The sequence below is a fragment of the uncultured Psychroserpens sp. genome (assembly GCF_947503375.1).
In the GTDB taxonomy this organism is placed as follows: Bacteria; Bacteroidota; Bacteroidia; order Flavobacteriales; family Flavobacteriaceae; genus Psychroserpens.
In genome coordinates this window covers 124,092-147,557 of sequence record NZ_CANNDQ010000004.1, presented here as the reverse complement: position 1 = coordinate 147,557, position 23,466 = coordinate 124,092, and the positions used below count along the sequence as shown (strand labels likewise).

Annotated in this window: 22 protein-coding genes; 8 read left to right on the top strand and 14 right to left on the bottom strand. The window is 32.0% G+C overall.

Going from position 1 to position 23,466, the window contains the following annotated elements:
* Positions 1–4: 4 nt before the first annotated feature.
* The 4 genes from Q0876_RS08425 to Q0876_RS08410 form a co-directional block, all read right to left on the bottom strand.
* Entirely contained in the window at positions 5–778 is a 774-nt protein-coding gene (locus tag Q0876_RS08425) for a nuclear transport factor 2 family protein (protein WP_299226222.1), read from the bottom strand.
* 87 nt (positions 779–865) lie between these two features.
* The gene (locus tag Q0876_RS08420; protein WP_299226219.1) at positions 866–2,644 is read right to left on the bottom strand and encodes a PspC domain-containing protein; all 1,779 of its coding nucleotides are present in this window, start codon (positions 2,642–2,644) and stop codon (positions 866–868) included.
* Positions 2,644–2,982 carry a PadR family transcriptional regulator gene (locus Q0876_RS08415; protein ID WP_299226216.1) on the bottom strand — a complete coding sequence of 113 codons (339 nt, stop codon included), beginning with the start codon at positions 2,980–2,982 and terminating at the stop codon, positions 2,644–2,646. The genes Q0876_RS08420 and Q0876_RS08415 overlap by 1 nt, the downstream gene beginning before the upstream one ends.
* A gap of 153 nt (positions 2,983–3,135) precedes the next feature.
* On the bottom strand, positions 3,136–3,582 hold the full coding sequence (locus Q0876_RS08410) for a DUF4870 domain-containing protein (protein ID WP_299226212.1): 447 nt from the start codon (positions 3,580–3,582) through the stop codon (positions 3,136–3,138).
* Positions 3,583–3,726: 144 nt separating this feature from the next.
* Between Q0876_RS08410 and Q0876_RS08405 the strand changes: the two genes are divergently transcribed.
* From Q0876_RS08405 to Q0876_RS08395, 3 genes are all read left to right on the top strand, one after another.
* Entirely contained in the window at positions 3,727–4,185 is a 459-nt protein-coding gene (locus tag Q0876_RS08405) for a DUF4442 domain-containing protein (protein WP_299226719.1), read from the top strand.
* Positions 4,186–4,241: 56 nt separating this feature from the next.
* On the top strand, positions 4,242–5,042 hold the full coding sequence (locus Q0876_RS08400) for a TIGR00266 family protein (RefSeq protein ID WP_299226209.1): 801 nt from the start codon (positions 4,242–4,244) through the stop codon (positions 5,040–5,042).
* Positions 5,043–5,177: 135 nt separating this feature from the next.
* Entirely contained in the window at positions 5,178–5,375 is a 198-nt protein-coding gene (locus tag Q0876_RS08395; RefSeq protein WP_299226206.1) for a hypothetical protein, read from the top strand.
* 144 nt (positions 5,376–5,519) lie between these two features.
* On the opposite strand, the gene Q0876_RS08390 is transcribed toward Q0876_RS08395, so the two are convergent.
* Both Q0876_RS08390 and Q0876_RS08385 read right to left on the bottom strand, forming a co-directional pair.
* Positions 5,520–6,458 carry a LysR substrate-binding domain-containing protein gene (locus Q0876_RS08390; protein WP_299226203.1) on the bottom strand — a complete coding sequence of 313 codons (939 nt, stop codon included), beginning with the start codon at positions 6,456–6,458 and terminating at the stop codon, positions 5,520–5,522.
* Positions 6,459–6,734: 276 nt separating this feature from the next.
* Positions 6,735–8,042, bottom strand: a complete 1,308-nt coding sequence (locus tag Q0876_RS08385; protein ID WP_299226200.1) for a hypothetical protein — start codon at positions 8,040–8,042, stop codon at positions 6,735–6,737.
* Between the two features lie 131 nt (positions 8,043–8,173).
* Between Q0876_RS08385 and Q0876_RS08380 the strand changes: the two genes are divergently transcribed.
* From Q0876_RS08380 to Q0876_RS08370, 3 genes are read left to right on the top strand one after another with little or no spacing between them, the layout of a single operon-like run.
* Entirely contained in the window at positions 8,174–8,686 is a 513-nt protein-coding gene (locus tag Q0876_RS08380; RefSeq protein WP_299226196.1) for an RNA polymerase sigma factor, read from the top strand.
* Between the two features lie 59 nt (positions 8,687–8,745).
* Positions 8,746–9,672 (top strand): FecR family protein, encoded by a 927-nt coding sequence (locus tag Q0876_RS08375; RefSeq protein ID WP_299226193.1) that lies wholly within the window; start codon positions 8,746–8,748, stop codon positions 9,670–9,672.
* Positions 9,669–11,972, top strand: coding sequence for a TonB-dependent receptor (locus Q0876_RS08370; protein WP_299226190.1), 2,304 nt, complete (start codon positions 9,669–9,671; stop codon positions 11,970–11,972). Before Q0876_RS08375 ends, Q0876_RS08370 begins: the two co-directional genes overlap by 4 nt.
* Before the next feature lie 15 nt (positions 11,973–11,987).
* Here the strand turns inward: Q0876_RS08370 and Q0876_RS08365 are convergent, their stop codons facing one another.
* From Q0876_RS08365 to Q0876_RS08340, 6 genes are read right to left on the bottom strand one after another with little or no spacing between them, the layout of a single operon-like run.
* Positions 11,988–13,319, bottom strand: coding sequence for a DUF58 domain-containing protein (locus Q0876_RS08365; protein WP_299226187.1), 1,332 nt, complete (start codon positions 13,317–13,319; stop codon positions 11,988–11,990).
* A gap of 9 nt (positions 13,320–13,328) precedes the next feature.
* Positions 13,329–14,312, bottom strand: a complete 984-nt coding sequence (locus tag Q0876_RS08360) for a MoxR family ATPase (protein WP_299226184.1) — start codon at positions 14,310–14,312, stop codon at positions 13,329–13,331.
* On the bottom strand, positions 14,294–15,538 hold the full coding sequence (locus tag Q0876_RS08355; protein ID WP_299226182.1) for a DUF4350 domain-containing protein: 1,245 nt from the start codon (positions 15,536–15,538) through the stop codon (positions 14,294–14,296). The genes Q0876_RS08360 and Q0876_RS08355 overlap by 19 nt, the downstream gene beginning before the upstream one ends.
* A complete protein-coding gene (locus tag Q0876_RS08350; protein WP_299226179.1) occupies positions 15,535–16,281 on the bottom strand; it encodes a DUF4129 domain-containing protein in 747 nt (248 codons plus the stop codon). The genes Q0876_RS08355 and Q0876_RS08350 overlap by 4 nt, the downstream gene beginning before the upstream one ends.
* The gene (locus tag Q0876_RS08345; RefSeq protein WP_299226177.1) at positions 16,282–17,157 is read right to left on the bottom strand and encodes a hypothetical protein; all 876 of its coding nucleotides are present in this window, start codon (positions 17,155–17,157) and stop codon (positions 16,282–16,284) included.
* Positions 17,158–17,171: 14 nt separating this feature from the next.
* Positions 17,172–18,149 (bottom strand): stage II sporulation protein M, encoded by a 978-nt coding sequence (locus Q0876_RS08340; RefSeq protein ID WP_299226175.1) that lies wholly within the window; start codon positions 18,147–18,149, stop codon positions 17,172–17,174.
* Positions 18,150–18,183: 34 nt separating this feature from the next.
* Between Q0876_RS08340 and Q0876_RS08335 the strand changes: the two genes are divergently transcribed.
* On the top strand, positions 18,184–18,900 hold the full coding sequence (locus Q0876_RS08335; protein ID WP_299226173.1) for an RDD family protein: 717 nt from the start codon (positions 18,184–18,186) through the stop codon (positions 18,898–18,900).
* Positions 18,900–19,514, top strand: coding sequence for a trimeric intracellular cation channel family protein (locus Q0876_RS08330; protein WP_299226170.1), 615 nt, complete (start codon positions 18,900–18,902; stop codon positions 19,512–19,514). The genes Q0876_RS08335 and Q0876_RS08330 overlap by 1 nt, the downstream gene beginning before the upstream one ends.
* Before the next feature lie 52 nt (positions 19,515–19,566).
* Here Q0876_RS08330 and Q0876_RS08325 read toward each other — a convergent pair whose 3' ends face one another.
* A complete protein-coding gene (locus tag Q0876_RS08325; protein WP_299226168.1) occupies positions 19,567–21,279 on the bottom strand; it encodes an alkaline phosphatase family protein in 1,713 nt (570 codons plus the stop codon).
* 31 nt (positions 21,280–21,310) lie between these two features.
* Positions 21,311–23,464, bottom strand: a complete 2,154-nt coding sequence (locus Q0876_RS08320; RefSeq protein ID WP_299226166.1) for a M3 family metallopeptidase — start codon at positions 23,462–23,464, stop codon at positions 21,311–21,313.
* Positions 23,465–23,466: the final 2 nt, after the last annotated feature.

Here is a 23,466-nt window from a genome sequence, read left to right as displayed (position 1 = left end):
GGTTTTATTGTTTTATAGCTTCTTCTACGATTTTTTCATTTTCTCGAACAACCATTTTACTACTATTATCATTTGTGTTAATGATGAATTCAAAAGTCAATGATGCTTTTTTGTGTGAGAATAATGTTTGCGTTATCGGATAAATATCTGCTTCCATAGGTCCAGCTTTAATATGTAAGCCATTTGTTATTTTAGAAACAAATACTTCACCAGTTACATCAGCTATGTATTTACCTGTGTATGTTTCTAAGGTATTTTGAGGTAGCTCAATAATTTTGTCTTTATGCTGCATTTTGTGATCAAAACTAATAACTCGTTTAAGCACCCATTTTTCATTTTCTAGAACCCAAAGGTGTGAAAACCTAGCAATGCTTCCAGCTACTTCTTTACCATTGGTAGTTTCAAAGAACTTATGAACGCCATTTTGTAATGCACCATAAAGTTGGCCGTTATTTTTTAGTGGAAAAACTTCTAAACTGCCTTCAACTAATTCACGTCTTGATTTGGTGGTGTTATTAGGGTTGCAAATTCCTTTTTTCATTGTAGTGATGAATTGCTTTTTTGAATTATCTACTCCAGAAATATCATGGTAGAATTCAAAATCTTCAGCAATTAACAGTTCCAGATACTGTGTTTCACATTTGTTGAAAGATCGCTCAAATAATAAACTATCGTTGGCTTTGAGGGTTTTGTATAATTCTGAGTTTTCATTAGTCTGCGAATAGCTAAAAAAAGTACTGGTAACTAGAAATAATATAAAGTAAACTGGTGGTTTCATTTTTTTGATTGTTAGTTCAAATATTTCGGTTTTAAGTTGGTTTTCAAAACCGAAATATCTGAGTTGTTGTTTTTTAGGTCTGAATTGTTAATTGTCATCAGAGATAATTTCTACACCATCTTCATCAATATTCACTTTAACATTTTCTGATTCTGCTTTTAGACCGTCGTCATCTATTTTCAAGCTACTGTCGTTAGTTTTAATCTCTAAACCATCGTCGTCTAGTTTTAGACCTGTATCTTCATCTTTAACATCTATCTTTACCTTAAACTCTTCGTCAATAGGGCAGTCGAGACATTTCACTCCATTTTGCTTGATTAATAGATATTGTTCTTCCATACCATTAACTAAGATGTCGTTATAATAACTTGAGTTTCTATGGTATGAATAAGTGTTGTCTTCAGCAAAAAGGATGGTGCCTTCAGGTAAGTAGAGTGTCACTTCAACTTCTTGATCTCTAAATTTGTTTTCGAATGGAGTAGTGAGATATCCATTCAAATTAAGTCTATTGCCATTCAACTCATAACCGAAATCAATATTTTCAGCACGAGTTTTAGCAGCTTTATAATTTCGTCCTCTAGAATATTTGTCTATGCTTAACGAAGCCATTGAATCTTTTGTTGAACGAACAATAAGTCTTACATCTGTGCTGTAAATGATTTTAGTATCATTTTCATCATATACAGGTTTAAACCCATTGTTACTATATCTTCCAAAATATTTACTGTACAATCTGTTATGCGCCATGTTCAAGTAGATTGTATCATTGGCCTTAATGTTCAGTTCTTCTCTTTTTGTATATGTTGCATCTTCTGAATACTCACTTGCTAGATTTACACCAGAAACGATAAGACCAATAAATGAAATAAGCCATAAGCCCAATAAGGTGAATTTAGCTACTTTACCTATTGAATTTAAGTTGTTTACCAGTATTTTTAATCCTAAGTATGCTAGAAAGAAAAACGGAATTCCAAACACAAACAAAAGCAGTAAAGACATTAACCACATTGGCATATTTGCAGCATTAGCTGCATCGACAAAATCCATCCCCGGAATGTGGATGATATCAGCAACACCTACTGAGAATAATGAAATTATCAATGAAATAAGCGTTGCTGCTCCTACAATAATTAATATGATGCCAATGAACTTGGCAATCACTTTCAAGAAGAACATGAAAATGTCACCTATGGTATCAAAAAAATGTTTAGAGGAGGATTTTATTTTCTTTCCTTGTTTAGGAAGATCTACATTTTTTACGGTATCTGAAACGGTTTGTGAAACACTATCAAACCCGTCTTTAATTTTTTTTTCAATGTTGCTGATATTCACAGGCTCTCCAGTCATGGTAAGTTTTTCTGAGGTTGTAGTTGCCTCAGGAACTAAGATCCATAACAAGATGTAAAGTAAAACACCAGTTCCAGCTCCAAAAATTAATAAGATCCATATTAATCGAATCCAGATCGCATCAATACCAAAATAATGTGCTAATCCTGAAGATACACCACCTACATAAGAGTTGTCAGTGTCTCGATACAATTTTTTTGATGTTCTATACGTTTTTTGATATGACGTTTTAGGCTCGTCTTCAAATATTTCGTCATCAACTAAATAGTCTTCAGGTTGTCCCATGATTGAGATGACCTCGTCAACTTCTTTAATTCTAATGACTTGTTTTTCATTTTGAACACGTTCGTTGAATAATTCAGCAATACGCGCTTCTATATCTGATATGATTTCTGAGCGACCTTGAGAGTCTGTAAATGAACGTTTTATAGCCTCAAGATAGCGCTGTAGTTTTAAGTATGCATCTTCGTCTATATGGAAGAATATACCTGCTAAATTTATGTTGACTGTCTTATTCATTATTTTTTTGTTTTTTGTCTGGTGACTAGGTTAACTGCATTTTGTAATTCTGACCAAGTGTTATTAAGCTCTTTTAAGAACAATTGCCCTGTTTCTGTAAGTCCATAATATTTTCTTGGCGGACCTGAGGTTGACTCTTCCCAACGATAATTGAGTAATCCTGCGTTTTTTAATCTTGTTAGTAGCGGATAAATAGTTCCTTCTACCACAAGCATTTTTGCGTCTTTAAGCGTGTCTAAGATTTCTGCAACATAAGCATCATCATCTTTTAAAACTGATAATATGCAGTACTCTAATACACCTTTTCGCATTTGTGCTTTTGTGTTTTCTATTTTCATGTGTTATCTCTCCTTTTTTTAGAGGTCAAATGCAGTTTGCATAGGACATTACTTTTTTGATTAATGATTTTGTTCAATGTTGATGTCATTTGTTCATTTTGCTTTAAAACTGTTCGTTTTTTTGATTGATGATTTGATTATTGATTGATGATTTTATTTCAAAAAGTTGATGGTTAGCGGATAGTGATATATTTCGCCATCTCTAGCTTTTAAGCTAGCTATAACAACAAATACTAATTCTAGTATGAAACCTATAACTGCTAGAAATCCTAAACCTCCAGTAATGTAAAGTAGAGGTGAAGGCTTCGTTAAATTGATATGGATACTATCAAATGTGTTAATATCAATAAAATTAAAACCGCTAATTACATTAAAAATGAAAAATGGTATTGTTAATAAACCAAATACTAATGCATAAAGTAAAATGCTCATTTGAAAATTGATAGCCTGTTTGCCATGTAGATCTACAAATTCAGATTTTTCCTTATTTGCCATCCATAATACAATAGGACCAATGAAGTTTCCAAATGGAAAAATAAACCTAGTAAATGTAGATAAATGAATGAATGTAGCGATGTTTTTTTGATGGTTGTCTTGCATGATATTAAAGCATATAGTAATTTCTTATACAAATATATGTCCAAAAAAAGGTATTATGTTACGCATAGTACTAAAAATTAACATAATTTTAACATATTGAATTTCGGTTTTTTTTCAATATTTTAGCTGAAACATCCAATGATTATGACCATTTCGCCAAGTAAGCTTAATACTTTTTTATTTTTCAAATTGCCATCAGCCTATCTTTGTGGTGTGCGTACAAAATCGATTACAGACACGGCCTGTGTGGTGTCAGTTAAGCATAGATGGATAAATCAAAACCCATTTAATTCGATGTTTTGGGCAGTACAAGGTATGGCTGCAGAGTTAACCACAGGTGCTTTGGTGATGACAAAAATTAGAGCAAGCGGTAAAAAGATATCAATGCTAGTAGCAAATAATAATGCTGCTTTTACAAAAAAAGCTACTGGGAGAATTCAGTTCAGTTGTAACCAAGGAGAGGCAATAGATCATGCGATATCCAAAGCCATTGAAACTGGAGAAGGGCAAACCGTTTGGTTAAATTCAAAAGGAATTAATACAGACGGTGTTCAAGTTTCAGATTTTAATTTTGAATGGACCATTAAATTAAAAAGCAAATAGGCTGTAACAAAATAGTCACCTATTAAACATATAGGTATCAATTAAAAACACATATTATGACATCACATGAAATAGATTATAGAATATTTGGAGAAGAAATGCAATTTGTTGAGATAGAGCTCGATCCGCAAGAAGGAGTGATTGCTGAAGCAGGAAGTTTTATGATGATGGACGATGGTATCAAAATGGAAACCATTTTTGGAGATGGTTCTCAAAAAGATTCTGGTTTTTTCGGAAAGATATTAGGTGCAGGTAAACGTATTCTCACTGGAGAAAGCTTATTTATGACCGCATTTTATAACGACTTAACTGGAAAACGTAATGTTTCTTTTGCATCACCATATCCAGGAAAAATAATTCCTATAGACCTTACTGAGTATAGAGGTAAATTTATTTGCCAAAAAGATGCTTTTCTTTGTGCAGCAAAAGGAGTTAGTGTTGGTATTGAATTTTCAAAAAAACTTGGGCGAGGTCTTTTTGGAGGAGAAGGCTTTATCATGCAAAAACTTGAAGGTGATGGTATGGCGTTTGTACATGCTGGAGGAACTATGGCTAAAAAAGTATTACAAACAGGCGAAACATTACGTGTAGATACAGGTTGTTTGGTTGGCTTTACTCAAGATGTTGATTATGATATCGAATTCGTTGGAGGGATCAAAAACACTATTTTTGGAGGTGAAGGTCTTTTCTTTGCTAAACTAGAAGGTCCTGGTGTAGTATATATCCAATCGTTACCATTTAGTAGATTAGCAGGTCGCGTTTTGGCATCTGCACCAAGAGGAGGAGGGAAAGATAAAGGCGAAGGTAGTATTCTTGGAGGTTTAGGCGATTTACTCGATGGTGATAATAAGTTTTAAAGACACTTTTTTCTGTTAAATTTTTGTTTAATAAAAGTAACAAATCATTTTTTTTACTACATTTAGAAGTATAATCATAAAATTAAATGCTTATTTAACAAATCTACCTATTTAAACCCTAAACCCAATTAAAAAATGGCAAGAGCAATGTTTGAGTACACTAAAATTGTACTTAAAAAAGTTAGTTTCGATGCTAATTTGTTCTGTAAAGAATTGCAAAAAGCCCTTCAACGCTTATTACCTTATGAAATTGAAGAGCTTAAGATTTATATCAAATCGTTAATTCTGCAAAATCCAGAACTAGATCAATGTTTAATCTTATTAAAACAATAGAAAAAAGCGACTTACGAGTCGCTTTTTTTATGTCATAATCATCAAAAAAATATTTTTGTTATTTGTCTTTTAGAAAGATTGCTAGAGTAAAGAAAGTTTATCTTTCAATACGTGTTTTTTTTTGATTAGACGATATGATAATTTTTATTTTGGTAATGGACTTATAATTTCAACATTTTGAAATGCAATTGCCCCTCTAATGATACCAGAGATAACATTATGCAGAGCGTCTATAATTTGCATTTTTAGCTCGCTTTTGTGATATATGATACTTACTTCACGAGCGGGAGAGGGGTCATTAAAATATCTCAATTTACCTTTTTGATTGTCATTCAATTCCATGGTATGTAAATATGGTAATAAGGTCATTCCCAAACCTTCATTTGAGAGCTTTATCAAGGTCTCGATACTTCCACTTTCTAATTGAAATTGATCGTCTAAATGATTTTTAAAGGTTTTGCATAAATTAATTACACCATCTCTAAAACAATGACCATCTTCTAAAAGAAGCATATCATCTATGTCAAGATCTGAGGTATCTAATTTTTTCTTTGGAGCTAGTCTATGGTCATTAGGAATGTATGCTACAAATGGCTCGAAGTAAATGACTCGTTCTTTTATAGTTTCTTGTAATAAGGGTGTAGCAGCAATAGCTGCATCTAAATGCCCATCGTTAATTCTAGCAATGATCTCTTCGGTAGTTAACTCTTCAATTTTTAGTTTTACTTTTGGGTATTTTTTGATGAATGCCTTTAAGAACATAGGCAATAGTGTTGGCATTACTGTTGGGATGATACCAAGTTTAAATTCGCCACCAATAAACCCTTTTTGTTGATCTACTATGTCTTGAATTCTATCTGATTCATCAACAATGTTTTTGGCTTGATGAACAATTTTTCTGCCAACGTCTGTTAATTCTATAGGCTTTTTACTTCTGTCAAAGATTAAGACATCTAGTTCATCTTCTAATTTTTGTATTTGTGTGCTAAGTGTTGGCTGGGTTACAAAGCACTTTTCTGCAGCTTTTGTGAAGTTTTTGTGCTCAGCTATTGCTAGTACGTAGTGTAATTGTGTTATGGTCATCTTAATTTATTTAGACTATAAAAATATAAAAACTATTAATAAAATCTATAATAAATTATTTTAATTATAAATGAAATTTTCATAAATAAAAACAATGGTTATAATGCGCTATATAGGATTGGTTTGACACTACAAAGAAAAATCAGTTTGGATGACTAAGCTCAGTTAAATGAGAGTATTTCAGGTTTTTGTCTGGCTTATAAAAATAGGAAAACCCTTTTAGGCTAATTCTAAAAGGGTTTTCTACAACTAAAAACTTAAAATGTATATGTGGTTTTAATCACAGTTGTACAATACAGGAATCGCAGGATTTACTGTACTTGTAACAATCACATCATCATCATCACAACCACTGAAAAACCATTCGTCAGTCATGTTTTGATCACCTTGAATAATTATTGATGCAGGTGATGTACCACCAGTATTACCTATAAACCATAATCCTGTAATAGTACTTGCGTTATCTGTAATTTCAACAACACCATCACTATCAAATGTGTATGTGTAGTTGCCGACGCTCCAAGAGCATTCTGTTACTAAAAGAAAGATATCATTTGGTGTGCAATCTGAATTGCCATTATCACCATCACAATCTACAAAATCTTCTTCAGAGAACCCTTCACACTCAGCAATACATGCATTTGGAAATACTAGAATTTGTACTTGTCCAGAACCTGAATCATATTCTACACAAACAGGTTCTAGATCATCATCATTACAATCACAATTTGGGTTGCCGTAATCATCAAAACATTCGTCTAATAGGTCTTCAAGATCTTCTACACTGCCAACAGTTACAACTTCTCCTTCTTCTAAAGTCACCTCAAACGGATACACAAAATCAAAATAATATGCATTATAAAGTGCATTGTCTAACTCTTCTTGAGAGTTTACTGTGATTGTTTCGTTATTATCTGTGATAATAGTTAATGGGAAATTAAATGTAAAGCAATCTGTACCACCTGGACAGTTGTAATCTTCTTCGCAATTATCTACAAAATCTTCCTCTGTAAACCCATCACATTGCGCAAAGCATGCATTTGGGTATGTCACGATAAAGCTCTCACCATCTGGAGCCTCAACTTCAACACATACAGGGTCAAAGTCTTCTGTACAAACGCATTGTATAACATTATTAAAATCACAATCTTCTAATAAATCTAAAAATTCTTCTTCATTATTTATAGTAATGATCTCTATAGCATCTGAGTCGTCATCAAAAGCCTCAACATCAAAAGGAAATGCTATACCACTAATGTATAGTTCATTTGTTGAATTGATTAAGATTAGAATTAAATCGTCTAAACTATCAACACTTACTGTAGTGCCATTATTATATGATAAGTTCAATGGATATACAAAATCAAAACAAAAGTCGAATACAATATTTCCTGATGGGTTATCATCTGCTATAATATCACCTTCAGCATTATATTGTTGTCTTAATTGATTTAAAGATGTAGTAATAGCTTGACTTTCTTGAATATTTTGTTCTTCTTCGACTAAAGGTTCGTTATTAGAACAAGAAGTTAAAAAACCAGTAATAATTACAAAGCTTAATAGTAATAATTTAAAATTTTTCATCATAGTAATTTTAAGGTTAATGAGTTTTTTTAGCGATTAATTATAACTAAGACAATCTTTAAAAAAATAACCCTACTTTTTTCTCTAATTTTTTTTTATTTAGTTTTGGTATGTCCACTTTAAACCAAATAATGTCTAAAGATCAACATAATATATGCCATTCTAAAACTTTCGAAACTATTTACGGGTCGTATGCAAAAGATCTAAGACGTTTTATATTTTATAAAACCCAAGATATAGATAAAGCTGAAGACATATTACAAGAAACCTTCATCAAACTTTGGGATAATTGTAGTAAAGTAAATTATAATAAAGTGAAAAGCTATTTGTATACTGTAGCTACAAATACTTTTCTAAACATGATAAAGCATGAAAATGTGGTACGAAAACACGAGCAAAGTATCAAAACAAATAAAACAAATGAATCGCCAGAATTTATATTATTAGAGAAAGAATTCATGGATAAATTAGAGCGTACAATTAATGCATTACCTGAAAAGCAAAAAGAAGTCTTTTTATTAAACAGAATTGAAAAAAAGAAATATAGAGAGATTGCAGAACAATTAGGTGTTTCAGTAAAAGCTGTTGAAAAACGAATGCACTCTGCTCTTATAGTGATAAGAGAACAAATTGGTAATATTTAAAAAAATAAAAATTAAAGTAGGGTTTTATTAGTTACAATTGTCATAAATAAAGGTAAGCCATGGAAGGTCAAGATACACATAACAATAAAGATAGGTTTTTAGCACAATGGTTAGAAGGTGAACTTTCTGATAATGAGCTTAAAGCATTGGTTTCAGATGCTGATTATAACGCTTTTATAAAACTTAGAAAAGGTGTTGATACTTATGTAGCTTTAGAAGCAACAACTCATGAGACTTTTGCTAAAATTCAAAATAAAATTTCAGCCAAGCAAACTAAAGTAAGGCAATTTAATAACAACACTTGGTATATTGGTATTGCAGCATCAATTATCTTATTTATTGGTCTTTTTTCAATCTTTGGTAATAATATAGTGGCTATAAATACTAATTATGGCGAGCAAAAAACGATTACCTTATTAGATGGTTCAGAAGTTATATTAAACTCCAAATCTACCATTACCTATGATGAAGATAATTGGGAAACTAACAGAATCTTAAATCTTGATGGTGAAGCTTATTTTAAAGTTAAAAAGGGTAATGCCTTTAAAGTTATAACTAAAAATGGCGAAGTAACAGTCTTAGGAACACAGTTTAACGTTAATTCGATTAGTGACTTATTTGAGGTTGTGTGTTTTGAAGGTAAGGTTCGCGTAAGTTCAAAGGGAGAAGATCATATTTTATTACCTACAAGATCTGTAAGACGTATTAATGGTAATGCTATAGAAGCTTGGGAAACAGTTGCTTCCAATCCAACATGGATTAAGGGTGAAAGCTCATTTAAAAGTGTGCCTCTAAAATATGTTATACCTGCTCTAGAGTCACAATACCAAATAAAAATTCATGCTAAAGGTATTAATAGCAACATTATATACACAGGTAGTTTTACGCATAATGATTTAGATATTGCATTGAAAACAGTATTCAAATCATTGCAAATACAGTATTTTGAAAAAGAAAAAGGAAACATTTATTTAAGTTCGAAGTGAATAAATTAATTGTTAGTATTTTATTGATTCTACCTTTTTTAGCCTTTTCGCAAGAAGAGGCTAAATTTTACACCAATTTTAATAATGAAACACTTGTTGATGTTTTCGAAATTATAGAAGATGTATATAATGTTAAGTTTTCGTATAATGATGATATTGTTCAAGCTAAGATCATAAATTTAAAAGGTGAGAAACGAACCATTAATGAATTACTTACAGCTATAGAAGAGCAAACCAATTTGAGGTTTGAAATAATTAATAAGCGTTACATTGTAGTAAATAAAAATTTAACAGGCTCAGATATACAAGAGCTAGATCGAGTAGTAGTTAATAGTTACCTCACTAAAGGAATATCTAAACAAAAAGATGCTTCGTATTTAATTAGCCCAACTATTTTAGGAATTTTGCCAGGTCTTACTGAGCCAGATGTTTTAGAAAGTATTCAATTATTGCCAGGAGTTGTAAGTCCAAACGAAACAGCTTCTGGTTTTTTAGTTAGAGGTGGAAAGATCGATCAAAATAGGGTGATTTGGGATGGGATTAACATCTACCATAAAGGCCATCTTTTTGGAATGATCTCACCCTTTAATCCAAATGCAACTAAACAGGTTACCTTTATCAATAAAGGGTCGCATCCACGTTATGGCGAACGCGCATCGAGCGTGATTTCTATGTCAACAAATACTGAGATTGAAGATCAATTCAAGGCAGAATTTGGTTTCAATGGGATTAGTACTGATGCTTATTTTGACGCTCCAATTATCAAAGATAAACTAGGTGTTCAAGCATCAATCAGGTCAAGTTATACTAATTTATATCAATCGTATACCTTTGATCGGCTAGCTGATAAAGTATTTGAAAGTACTAAGATCGAAAATGGAGACAATCCAAATCAAGACTTTAATTTTATAGATTATAACATTAAGTTGAACTATAGACCAAATGCAAAAAATAGTCTTTATGCAAGTTTTATTTCTATTGATAACCAATTAGATTATACTGTTAATGATGACGTAACCAATGAGGCATTTACAGATGTGTTATCAATTAAAAACACAGGTTATGGTGTGGGTTGGAATAGAGAATGGAACCCTAATTTGAAACAGACCACTTCTGCTTATTTTTCTGAGTATGAACTCAATTATAATTTTATAACCTCAGAAGATAATCAACAAATTTCAGATTTTGAGAAACGTAATGTGATTTTCGATTCAGGAATTTCAACCGAATTTCAACAAACAATTAATAACAATAATATAGCTACTATAGGTTATCAATACGTTCTTAAAGATGTTGGTTATGCATTTTTGAATACCACTACTGGTTTAGAATTTATTTTAGATGAAGATAAAACTGTAGTACAAACCCATAGTCTGTACGGAAATTATCAATACAAAAGCCCTAAGTGGTTTGATGTTTCTTTTGGTATAAGAGCTACTTATTTTGATGAGTTGGATACCTTTCGTTTTGAACCTAGATTGTTACTTTATAAACGGCTTTTCAAAAATGTGAAGTTGCAGGTTTCAGGCGAAATTAAAAATCAAATCATCAGCGAAATTGATGAAACCATTATAAGCGACCTTTCTCTAGAAAATAGAGTATGGCGATTAGCAAATGGTAATCAATTCCCAATAATTAAAAGTCAACAAGTTTCTGCTGGTTTTATTTATACCAATAACGGTTGGACTTTAGATGTTGATAATTACTATAAAACTATAGATAACATTACTGCATTATCATTAGGATTTTTGAATCCGGAAAACAGTCAGTTTAATATTGGTGAACAACATAGTTTTGGGATAGATGTATTTTTAAGGAAACGATTAAATCGCTTTAATTCATGGATAAGCTATTCGTTCAATACATCAGAAAGTAAGTATCAAAATTTAAATAACGACAAATTTTTTACATCCAGATCCAATGTAATTCATGCCGTAACGACTTCAATAAGTTACAAAGTTTCTAACTTACAATTTGCGTTGGGTTGGAGATGGCAAACTGGGAAGCCATACACTGAGTCTACTGTAGGTGTAGATGGCTTTACGTTTAACGATGGGATCAATACCAAACGTCTCCCAGATTACCATCGATTGGATTTTTCTTCAACCTATAGCTTTAACCTTTCAAAAAACAGCCCTACCAAAGGTAAGATTGGGTTATCAATTAGAAATGTATATAATAAAGAGAATCTAATTAGTAGAGAGTATCTTGGAAATAATGATTTTGAGAATGAAATCGAACTGATAGATAAATTCTCATTGGGTTTTACACCTAATTTAATGTTTAGGTTGTATTGGTAATGCAATTTCTATAAGTTAAAGTAGTCCTCTAGCTTTAATTTCTAAATACTTGTTAATGGTATTAATAGTTAACTCTTTAGGTGCAGTAAGAATGCTTTGTATGCCATGCTTTTGTAGTTCTTTAACCATTAATCGTTTTTCAAAAGCAAATTTTTCTGCAATGGTTTTATGGTATATGGTTTGTAAATCTTCAGCATCAGTTGAAACAAGATCGTCCAATTCGGTATTTTCAAAAATAATCACAACAAGCATGTGTTTTTTTGAAATGGCCTGTAAGTAAGGTAATTGACGTTTTAAGGCGCTTAGGTGCTCAAAATTAGTATAAAGTACAAGTAGACTTCTATGTGTTACTTTTCGTTTTATTTGTGCATACAGCAACCCATAATCACTATCATTAAACTGAGTACTAATGTTATATAACCCTTCTAAAATAGTATTGAGATATGTGAGTTTATGAACTGCTGGTAAAAAGGTTTCGATGGTTTTAGAAAAGGTAAGCATACCTACTTTATCATGCTTCTTAAGTGCCACATTACTAAAAGCTAAAGTAGAATTTATAGCATAATCTAATAGCTTTAAGCCGTTAAAAGGCATCTTCATTACACGACCTGTATCAATAATTGAATAGATTGGTTGTGACTTTTCATCTTGATATTGATTAACCATCAGCTGAGCACGTTTAGCCGTAGCTTTCCAATTTATAGTTCTGTAATCATCACCTGGGACATAATCTTTTATTTGTTCAAATTCTGAAGTGTGACCAATTCGTCTTATTTTTTTAAGACCAATTTGAGTAAGATGGTTACCAATGGCCAAGAAGTCGTATTTTTGCATTTGTATGAATGATGGATACACTGCAACCATCTGTTCATTTTGAAATTGATATTTTCGCTTTAAAATACTTAATTGTGTAGAAACATAAACATTTAGATTACCAAAGAAATATTCACCACGTTCTACAGGTCTCACTTCGTATGAGAAATCATGAATCTCGTTAGGCTTTAAAACAGTTTGGTATGAAAAATCACGTTTTTGAAATTGAATTGGCAGTTCATCAATAACATCAATAACAACCTGAAAAGGATAATGATTATTTAGAGTTATAGGTACTGGATTTTCATCACTATTAGAAAACTTATCAGGAAGTAATCGTCTAGCAGAAATAGCATTTTTGAATCGATATAGTAACAGTAAATCCAATAAAAATAAAACACTAAGAGTAGTCACTAGAATCCAAGCAATAGGATATAATAAGTTAAACCAATAGGACACTAAAAAGCATACTGAAACAATAGCCATGTAGATGTAAAATTGTTTATGTATGTAAAGTGACTTGAAGAATTTCATATTAGGATTTTATCTTGGAACTTCAATAGATTGCACAATCATATCAACAACCTGTTCTGTAGTCATACCTTCCATTTCACGTTCTGGTGTAAGAATAATTCTATGATTTAAAACAGGTACCAGTGCTTTTTTAACATCTTCAGGAATCACAAAATCTCGCCCATTTATAGCTGCGAAAGCTTTAGACGTATTCAAGATAGCAATGGATGCCCTTGGAGAACCTCCTAAGTACAAGTGTGGATGATTACGTGTTTTTGATACAATTTCAGCAATGTATTTGATGATCTTTTCTTCAACAAGAATGGCCTGTGTTTTTGATTTGAAATCTGCCAATTTGTTGGCATTCAAAACTGGTTTTATAAGTGTTTGAGGCAATTTCCCTTGACGTTTATGATGGGTATCTATAATTTTAATTTCATCTTCTAAGCTAGGATAGTCTACTTTAATTTTAAAAATGAATCGATCCAATTGAGCTTCAGGTAAGGCATAAGTGCCTTCTTGTTCAATAGGGTTTTGTGTGGCCAATACCATAAATGGGGCTTCAAAGATATAAGTTGTACCATCTATTGTAGCCTGTCGCTCTTCCATAGTTTCAAATAGTGCAGCTTGCGTTTTAGCTGGTGCTCTATTAATTTCATCAATTAGAATAATATTTGAAAATATAGGCCCTTTTTTAAATTCAAATTCAGATTGTTTTGTATTAAGTATCGATGTCCCTAAAACATCACTTGGCATGAGGTCAGGAGTGAATTGTATACGACTAAAATCGGTTTCAAGTACCTTTGCAAAAAGTTTTGCAGTTATGGTCTTAGCGATGCCTGGTACGCCTTCAATCAACACGTGACCATCTGCTAAAAGCGCTACAATAAGTAGTTCAACAAATTGATCTTGCCCAACGATAACTTTTCGTAGTTCTTCTTTGATGCTATCAACAGCACTCTTTAACTCTTCTAAAGGAATTCTATTATCAAAATCTAGGTCTTTTTCTTCCATGTGTTATTACTTTTAAAAGTTTCAATAAGCGTATTTAAACGCTCCAATTCTATCGTATTAAGTTGTTTGTTGTTTTTAAATTGTTCAATGGTCTTAAATAGATGCTTAGTATCATCAATACTGTTATTGCTTCTAGCGGCTAAGTTTTTAATGAAGTCATCATTGATCACATTCGTGTTCAAGTGCAAATGTGTTCTTATATATTCTAAAAAATGTTGAATTTTATGTCGAGCGATATCATCATGCTTACCCTTTTCATAGTACATGTTTGCAATAGTACGCGTAAAATCTATAGTTTGATTTCGCAAAGGTTTTACTATAGGTATCGCTCTTTGTTTACGTTTTCCTTCAAAAATAACGTAAATGATTACACCTATAAGCATTATATAATAAGCCCATTTTAACGCTTTGGTATTTAGAAGGATATACATTGGAGAGGCATTAAATACCTTTCCTGATTTATAATAATTATCAAAATAAACAGAATTGGAATTGTCAATGTAAGATATTAGTCCTGCAGTATAATTTTGATTAGGCGTGTTTAATATAAAGTAATTGGTAAATGCTTCTGGGAATGTACTTAAGATGATCTCACCATTTTCAAATGGTTGTTTTATAATACAAATAGGTTCAATGGTTTTTAAAGTAATTTCGTCATCATTTACATCATTCTTAAAATGTTTTATCACTCCAACTACAGAAGTGTTTAGTGTATCAATTTTATTAAAGTACTTGGCATAGCTTCCTCTATCAAAGTCAACTGTGGTCGTATCTAGGTAATTATTTTTTAGCTGAAACTGAAAATTGTCACCTTCAACCTCGAACTTACTTAATAGGTCTGTTTCTAGATTAAGCGTATCTAGTAGTGTTTGATCAAATTCATTTGAAGCTATAAAAAGAGTATTGCCCTGTGCGGTCCATTCTAAAACCTTATCTAACTCTGCATCACCAAATAAAACCGAATTATTTATGAAGAGATATGTGCCTTCTACTAATGGATTATCATTGAGATATACATAAGGTGGTTGCTCTACATCTTTAATAGTTTCATTTGAAAATAAATGTTGTAATTGTTCATAAAAGACATAAGTACCATATGGAATTTTATGATGCTTGGTGTAAGACTCAAACCAATTGACTTCTTTGGGTTTTGAGTATTCCATAATGATAATGCCAAGAATGGCAAGACTAATTAGGGCTATATAAAATTTTACGCGTTTACTCACTTATTTTTTATTGTGGTATTTAACGTTTCAAAAGGTGTTTTTAAACTTTCAAATCGTAGTTCATCAACATCAAATTCGCCATACCAAACATAATCATATATTCGTGTTATTGATTTGAAACTATCTTTGATAGTCTTAGATTCAATTTCGGTAATGTAATCTTCGTTAGTTTTTTGTTGTTGCCATGTAATAATTTGTTTTTCAGTTAGGAACTTAAGCGATAGCAGGTAATAGTATCTAATTGCTAATCTGTAATTCTTTTGTGATATAGCATTGTTGATCAATGCATTGATGTCTTCATTTTTAATAATTTGTTCATCTTCAGTAAATTGAAAGCTAGCATTATCCTGCTTACCTGTAATTAGTGTTTTTGAATTTACTTTTAAGAAGAAACGAATTAAAAAGAATATTAATATTCCCAGAATTACATAAGGCAATACATTAAAAATAAAATACAGTAAACCGTCTGCTCTTCCAACACCAAAAATAGCTTCAACTATTTTGCGTATTATATTTGCGATCCAATCTATAAATGTGTAAAAAGCACGAACTAAAAAATTTTCTTCTGCTTCAACTTCTTCATAATTAAAAGCATCATCATTTTTATATTCTTTAAGATCATCTTCAGAAATATCTCTGATTTCTAGCTTAGAGTCTTCATAATTTATTTCGTTAGAGTCTTCCTGAGCAAAGCTAATGCTAGAGAGAAAAAATAAGCAGAAAACAATCTTAATGTACTGCATTTAATGCTCAATTTTTCCTAATGATTCAATTCGTTCTAAAGTGCCTGAGAAGTTTTTTCGTTCATTCAAATTAAAATAAATGAAGGCAGAACCTATTACAACAATTAAATTAAGGGCATATTGAATAAATGAGCTCAAGACGTTTAAAGCAATGTATACAGGATCTACGAGTGTGTCAAGATTCCCAGGGTCTATTTCATTACCAAAAACTCCCATTTTTGCCCAAGTATATATTACAGTTGGAATGGCAAATACCATAGATAGTACATACATTATAATTATAAGTACAATTACGGTAGCTAAAGTGATCCAAAATTCATCTTTAATCAGACTATAACTATAACTATAGGCATCAGTAGCATTCATATTTTTATAAACCATTATAGGAAATACGACTGACATTGGAACTATAACATAAAAAACAGGGATACAACATAGCACAGCTGCAAAACCTACAGTTAGTCCTTTGAGTATAGACAAACCTAAGAATCCCCAAAATGTGTTATTTACATTTTGCTTCACTTCGTCAATATTTGGGTTGCCTTTATGGTCAACATAAGATTTAATGTAATGTAATGCTGTTGAGGTCGTAAAAACATAAGCTAGAGTAGCAGTTACAATATAAACTATATAGGCTAAAATCATTTTTAATGGGTCTGAGTAAATTTCAGTAGAGTTAATAAAATCAAAATTGAATTGATCACCAATTATATATATGTAAAATATAAGTCCAATGATAAACAAAGCAATGTAAGGACCAGCAATTTTAGCTATGGCTCCTAAGAAAGGTCTAAATTCATTTCTTATGAATGCAAATGTATCGGCTAAAATTTCTCCAAATTCTCGTTGCTTTTTTAATTCTATATAGGTTTTCATTATTTATTTTTAAGTTAATTGCTTAGTTTCTTTTTTAGTTGAGACTTTCTATAGAGCTGCCTTGGATAGATTACGTAATAAAAAATGATAATAGATAGTGATCCACCAATAATCAATATGGCCAACCAATCTGGCATTTCTGTATGTCTTGTCACATAGCCTTCTAAAAATCCAGCTACAATGAAAAAAGGGATTGTACTTATTAATATTTTTAACCCATTAACAACACCACGTGTAAAAGCTTCTACACGTGTATAAGTTCCTGTAAAGAGCATGCCGTTGCCAAGAACCAAACCAGAGCATCCTGCAATAATAATTACTGAAATTTCAAAAGTACCATGAATCCAAATGGTTCTAACCGATTCCCACAATAGTCCTTTCTCATAGAAAAAGTATTGAAAGCTGCCTAGCATAATGCCATTACTCATCATGATATATAGTGTGCCAATTCCTGCCATTATACCATAACCAAATGCCATTAATGCTACTTTAATGTTGTTGATAGTAATACCTAGCGTCATATTAAACTCACCCATTTTTTTATAGACACCCATTGGATCATTATTTTCAATGTTTTTCAAGGTCATATTCACATAGCTATCACCTAATATTGAACGTACGAAATCACCATCTGTCGCTGCAGAATAGGCACCCACTATGCTAAACAATACAAAAACTATAAATGAAACTAATAATTCTCGTTGGTGTTGATAGAACATGAGTGGAAATTCGGTCTTAAAAAACGAGATAAGTCTATTTTTGGGTACTTTTTTAGTTTTATAAATTTTTTGATGCGCTTGTGAAGCAATTTGATTTAAATACCGTTCTGTATTACTATTTTGATAAAAGGTTTTGGCATAACTGAGATGATCTGTAATTTCTATGTAGAGGTCAGAAAGCTCATCAGGATCAATTGAATTATTATTTGAAAGAACGCTTTCAAATCTTAACCATTTATCTTTATTTTGCTTTACGAAAGCAGCTTCTCGCATTATCACGCCAATTTGCTACCAAAGAAAAGAAAATATGGAAGAATTTCAAATAGAAACCGCTCAAAATGTAGGTATTCAACAAAATGTTGCTAATCTTGGCGATCGCATGTTAGGTTACTTGATTGATAGTCTGGTGATAATAGTCTATTTAATTGCCATGATTATGGTTCTGGCTGCACTTGATCTTGATTTAGGAGATCAATGGGCAATATACTTACTACTATCTTTACCAGCTTTTTTGTATTACGTACTATTAGAAACCTTCTGGAACGGCAAGACTATTGGTAAATATGCAATGAAGACTAGAGTAGTGAAAATGGATGGTTCTAAACCTGGTTTCGGTAATTATTTTGTAAGATGGATTTTAAGAATCGTAGATGTTTCTCTTACAAGTGGTGGTTTGGCAGTTTTGAGCATTTTAATTCGAGGTAATGGGCAACGTATTGGTGATATTGCTGCAGGTACTACTGTTATTAGTGAGAAAACAAGAATTACAATAAAAGACACAATATTAAAAGAAGTACCAGAAGGTTATGTGCCTACTTATAGCCAAGTCACATTGTTCAAGGATGAGGAAATGCAGTTAATTAAAACGCTTTATGATGAAGCGAGATTTAAAAGTCAGCATAATATCATTCTATCTTTACACAATAAAATTGTAGATGTAATGCAAATAGAAACTAAACAGAAACCAATTGATTTTGTTGATACAGTTATTAAGGATTATAACTATTATACCCAAAAGATGTAATGTTTTTTCAAATTATAGACATTCTAGGTACAATTGCTTTTGCAATTTCGGGGGTTTTGGTGGCTCTAGATAAGAAAATGGACCCTTTTGGTGTACTTATTATTGCTTTCGTTACTGCCGTTGGAGGTGGTTCACTGCGAGATGTGCTAATAGGTATAGAACCAGTGTCTTGGATGACCAACATGACCTATGTTTATGTTATTGTTGCATCTGCTGTTTTTGCTGTATTACTTCGGAAAAAAATTAACTATCTACGTAAATCACTTTTTTTGTTTGACACCATTGGAATTGGTTTGTATACTGTAGCTGGAATTGAAACAGGTATTGTAGCTGGTTTACATCCCATAATTTGTATAGCTTTAGGTACGATGACGGCCTGTTTTGGAGGTGTAATTAGAGATATTCTTTGTAATGAGATTCCTGTAATTTTTAGAAAAGAAATTTATGCAACACCATGTATTTTGGGAGGATTTACCTATTTCTTGCTACGCGAACTTATTGCCGATGTTAATTTTATTTTTGTTATAGCTGCACTAATCGTTATTGCAGTTCGATTATTAGCTGTAAAGTTTAAAATAAGCTTACCTAGTTTATATAAAGATGAAAAGTCTTAATTAGTATGAAAATAGATGGTTTTATTTCGGTTGTTGCTTATTAGGTTTGCTATTATTTGTTGGTCAATTTAAGTTTTTGTGTCACAATATTAGCTATGTCACTACTTAAACATGGATTACACTGCTCATTCGAAATTAAGATCCCAAATGAGTCGTCATGCTTCAAAGCATATCCATGTTCTCCTTTAAATGTTGGAGTGCCAAAAATAGTATTCTCTTTAATTTTTTGCTTTTCAAATACAAATCCAGGTTTTAGTAGTACAAATAGATCTCCTGAGTTTTCATGGTCTAGATTAATCTTATCCAACTCGCTTTTTTCATAGATATCGTCTATAACATACATTTTATGTTCAGGATGATATAGGTTTTCAAAGACAGCCTTAATTTGTTTTAATAGACGTCTCTTCTTGACATCATCAAGTTCCGGATTAATATAAACATGAGCAGAGACCTTACCTGGTACGACCATAACTTTCCAGTCATTTGAAGTTTTGTCAATATTAATTTTATGCGAAATAAGTAGATTGTCTATATCTATCGATGTGTGAACTGGAGAAAACCCATGACCTGAAGTAATTATAAGCTCATAATTATTTTTCTTGGCATAGTTTTCAATTTTTTTAAAATCTTCATCCATACGTTTATAAGCATTAGCATATTGCTGTTTTGTTTTAGTCGATGATTTTTTTAATTGAAGAAAGGCATGGTTGTATCTATCTATTAGAGGGTAGTCTATCACTATAAGGTCATAGTTATTGTTTTTTGCAGAAAATGAGAAGCTATTCATAATAAAATCAGTTTCTGTATTTATTTCGTCAATTAGAGTGAGGTCTGTTATTTTGCTATCTGAATATAATGATATGTTTGGCCATCCTTTGGAAGTGCTTACGTTTTCATCAATAAGTTTTAAAAAGTCATAAGGATAACCTCTATTTTTATACGTTCCTCTTACATATAATTGTAAAGTGTCAGACGAACATTCCAACCATTTGAATCTAAAAGATTCATTCAAAGCGTTAGCATTTTTAGTTTCAACTTCTAACCAATTTTCTTTTCTTAATTTTCCAATAATTCCGTTATTAAAATTATAATCATTATCTATAATCAGTTCATTTGTATTTGTTTTTTTGGATATCATATATACAAATAATGAATCTAGACGATGATCATTCGATGAGAATTTTGAGTTCTCTTTGAGGGTATTATATTTAATTATAGTGGTGTCACTATTTTTTTGATATGGAGTAAGTTGTAAAAAACTTGAGCCATTGATTTTTTTGCCTTGTGCAATACAATGTGTGTTGTTATTATTATCGTTGTTATGATGAAATACTAAGGCTCCTAGGTTTAGTATCTTTTTATCATCATTATTGGCACTCTCTATAAATGTTTGAGAACCAAAAGGAAGTGAGAATCCATTAACTTTCTTATGAGAACTATCTGTTTTTACTGCAAAGGAATGTCCAATAATACCATGTACATTAGGGAATTCGCCTGTTTCAAATGTAGCAATGTTAGAAATGGTTACCGCATTAGTAATGGGTGTGAGTTTTTTAATTAGACCTTCGTTGTATTTTTGTTTGAAAAAACCATTCGATTCTACAGAATCTAAATAAGTTATCAAGCTTGTGTAAGGAATGCCTCTAGAGTGAATGATGATGATTTTTTGACTCGATTGTTCAGATTTAGAACAGCCAAAGGCTATGATACTTATTATGAACAAGAACTTTTTCAAACACTTATCTGTAGCAATGTGTACACCCATAAACATTCAGGTTTATGGGTGTACATATAGTTTACTTTGTTGTTGTTGGTACTGGAAACCCTCTATCACGCATCAATGCTTCAATTTTTGCATCACGACCTCTGAAAAGGCGATAAGCTTCAGCAGGATCCATTGCATTTCTAGGAGCAAATAAATACTTTACAAGTTTATCTGCTACCTCTGCATCATAGAAACCTCCAGGTGATTCTTTAAAAGCTTCTGCGGCATCACTAGTTAACACATCTGCCCACATATAACCATAATATGCAGTTGCATAACCTTCACCTGAGAATACGTGACCAAAATGCGGTGTTCTATGACGCATTGGCAATTCTTCAGGCATGTTTAGTTCTGTTAATGTTTCACGTTCAAACTGATCAATATCAATATTAGTTGGATCTGCCAAATGAAGCTTCATATCGATAAGAGCCGATGCTAGGTACTCGGTAGTACCAAAGCCTTGATTAAAGGTTGAAGCTTTTTTGATTTTTTCAACCAGATCAGCAGGTATAGGTTCGCCAGTTTTGTGATGTACTAAGAATTGATTAATAACTTCATCTGTAGATAACCATCGCTCTAAAAGTTGCGATTGAAATTCAGTATAATCTCTAACACCACCATTTAATGTTGGATAGGCCACATTACTTGAGAAAAAGTGTAGCGCATGACCAAATTCATGAAAAAATGTTTCTGCATCATCCCAAGACACTAATACAGCTTCACCTGGTGCTGGCTTTACAAAATTTGAATTGTTTGATGCTAATACATTGGTCTCACCTTGGTAAGAGGTATAGCTTCTGTATGTCGTTGCCCAAGCTCCTGAACGTTTACCTTCACGTGCAAATGGATCGAGATACCATAGACCAATATGTTTGCCAGAGTCTTTATCTGTAACTTCCCAAACTTTCACATCTTCATGAAATACAGGAACTTTACCTTCTTCAACAGGAGTAAACTTATAGTTGAATAAACGTCCAGCAGTGTAGAACAAAGCTTCAGTTAGTTTATCTAATTGTAAATATTGTTTAACTTCATCACTATCTAGATCGTATTTTTTCTTACGTACTTTTTCGGCATAGAATCTATAATCCCAAGGTTCAATTGTAATATTATCTCCATTAGCATCAGCAATGGCTTGCATGTCTGCAACTTCTTCTTCTACTCTGGCTATTGCAGCAGGCCAAACGGCCATCATTAGGTTCATTGCATTTTTTGGTGTTTTAGCCATGCGATCTTGCAAGCGCCATTCAGCATAATTATTATAACCCAAAAGCCCTACACGTTCTTTACGGAGTTTTAAAATTTCTGCTATGAGCGCATTATTATCGTAATCATCACCATTATCTCCACGAGAATAATAGTTAGTCCAAACTTTTTTGCGTAATTCACGCTCAGTAGAATACGTTAAGAACGGATCCATTGATGATCGTGTATTGGTAATAGCATACTTGCCTTCTTGTCCTTTGTCTTTAGCAATTTTTGCTGCAGAGTTAATAAATGATTCTGACAAACCATTTAATTGATCTTCATTTAAATAAGTTACATAGTTTTCTTCATCATGAAGTACATTGTTTGAAAATTTTGTATATAATGAAGATAATTTTTTATTGATTTCAGCATAACGTTTTTTCTTGTCTTCATCTAAGTTAGCACCATTCATTTCAAAACCTTTATAGGTCAAATCTACTACGCGTTGTTGTTCTGAAGGTAATGGCTTTTGCTGAGATGCGTCATAAACAGCTTTGATGCGTTCAAAAAGTTTTGTATTTTGAGAAATCTTTGAGTTATATTCTGAGAGCTTTGGCGCTAGTTCAGTTTGAATTTCTCTGAATTCTGGTGAAGACATATTGCTACTTAGTATCCCATAGTATGTGAAAACATGATTCAATTCATCGGCAGATGCTTCAAGTGCTACAATGGTGTTTTCAAATGTTGGCGCTTCAGGAGCATTTGCAATGGCTTCAATATCTTCTAATCCAAGTTCCATTCCTTTTAATACAGCTTCTTTTATATCAGCAACATCCATTTTGTCAAAAGCAGGAACACCTTGATAAGGGCCTGTCCATTCTTGTAATAATACATTATCGCTCATGGCAATTGGGTCTTCTTTTTTTTCGTCTTTCTTACAACCTGTAAGAAGGATAATACTGCATATGCATACAGCTTTAATTGATTTTAAAATCATTA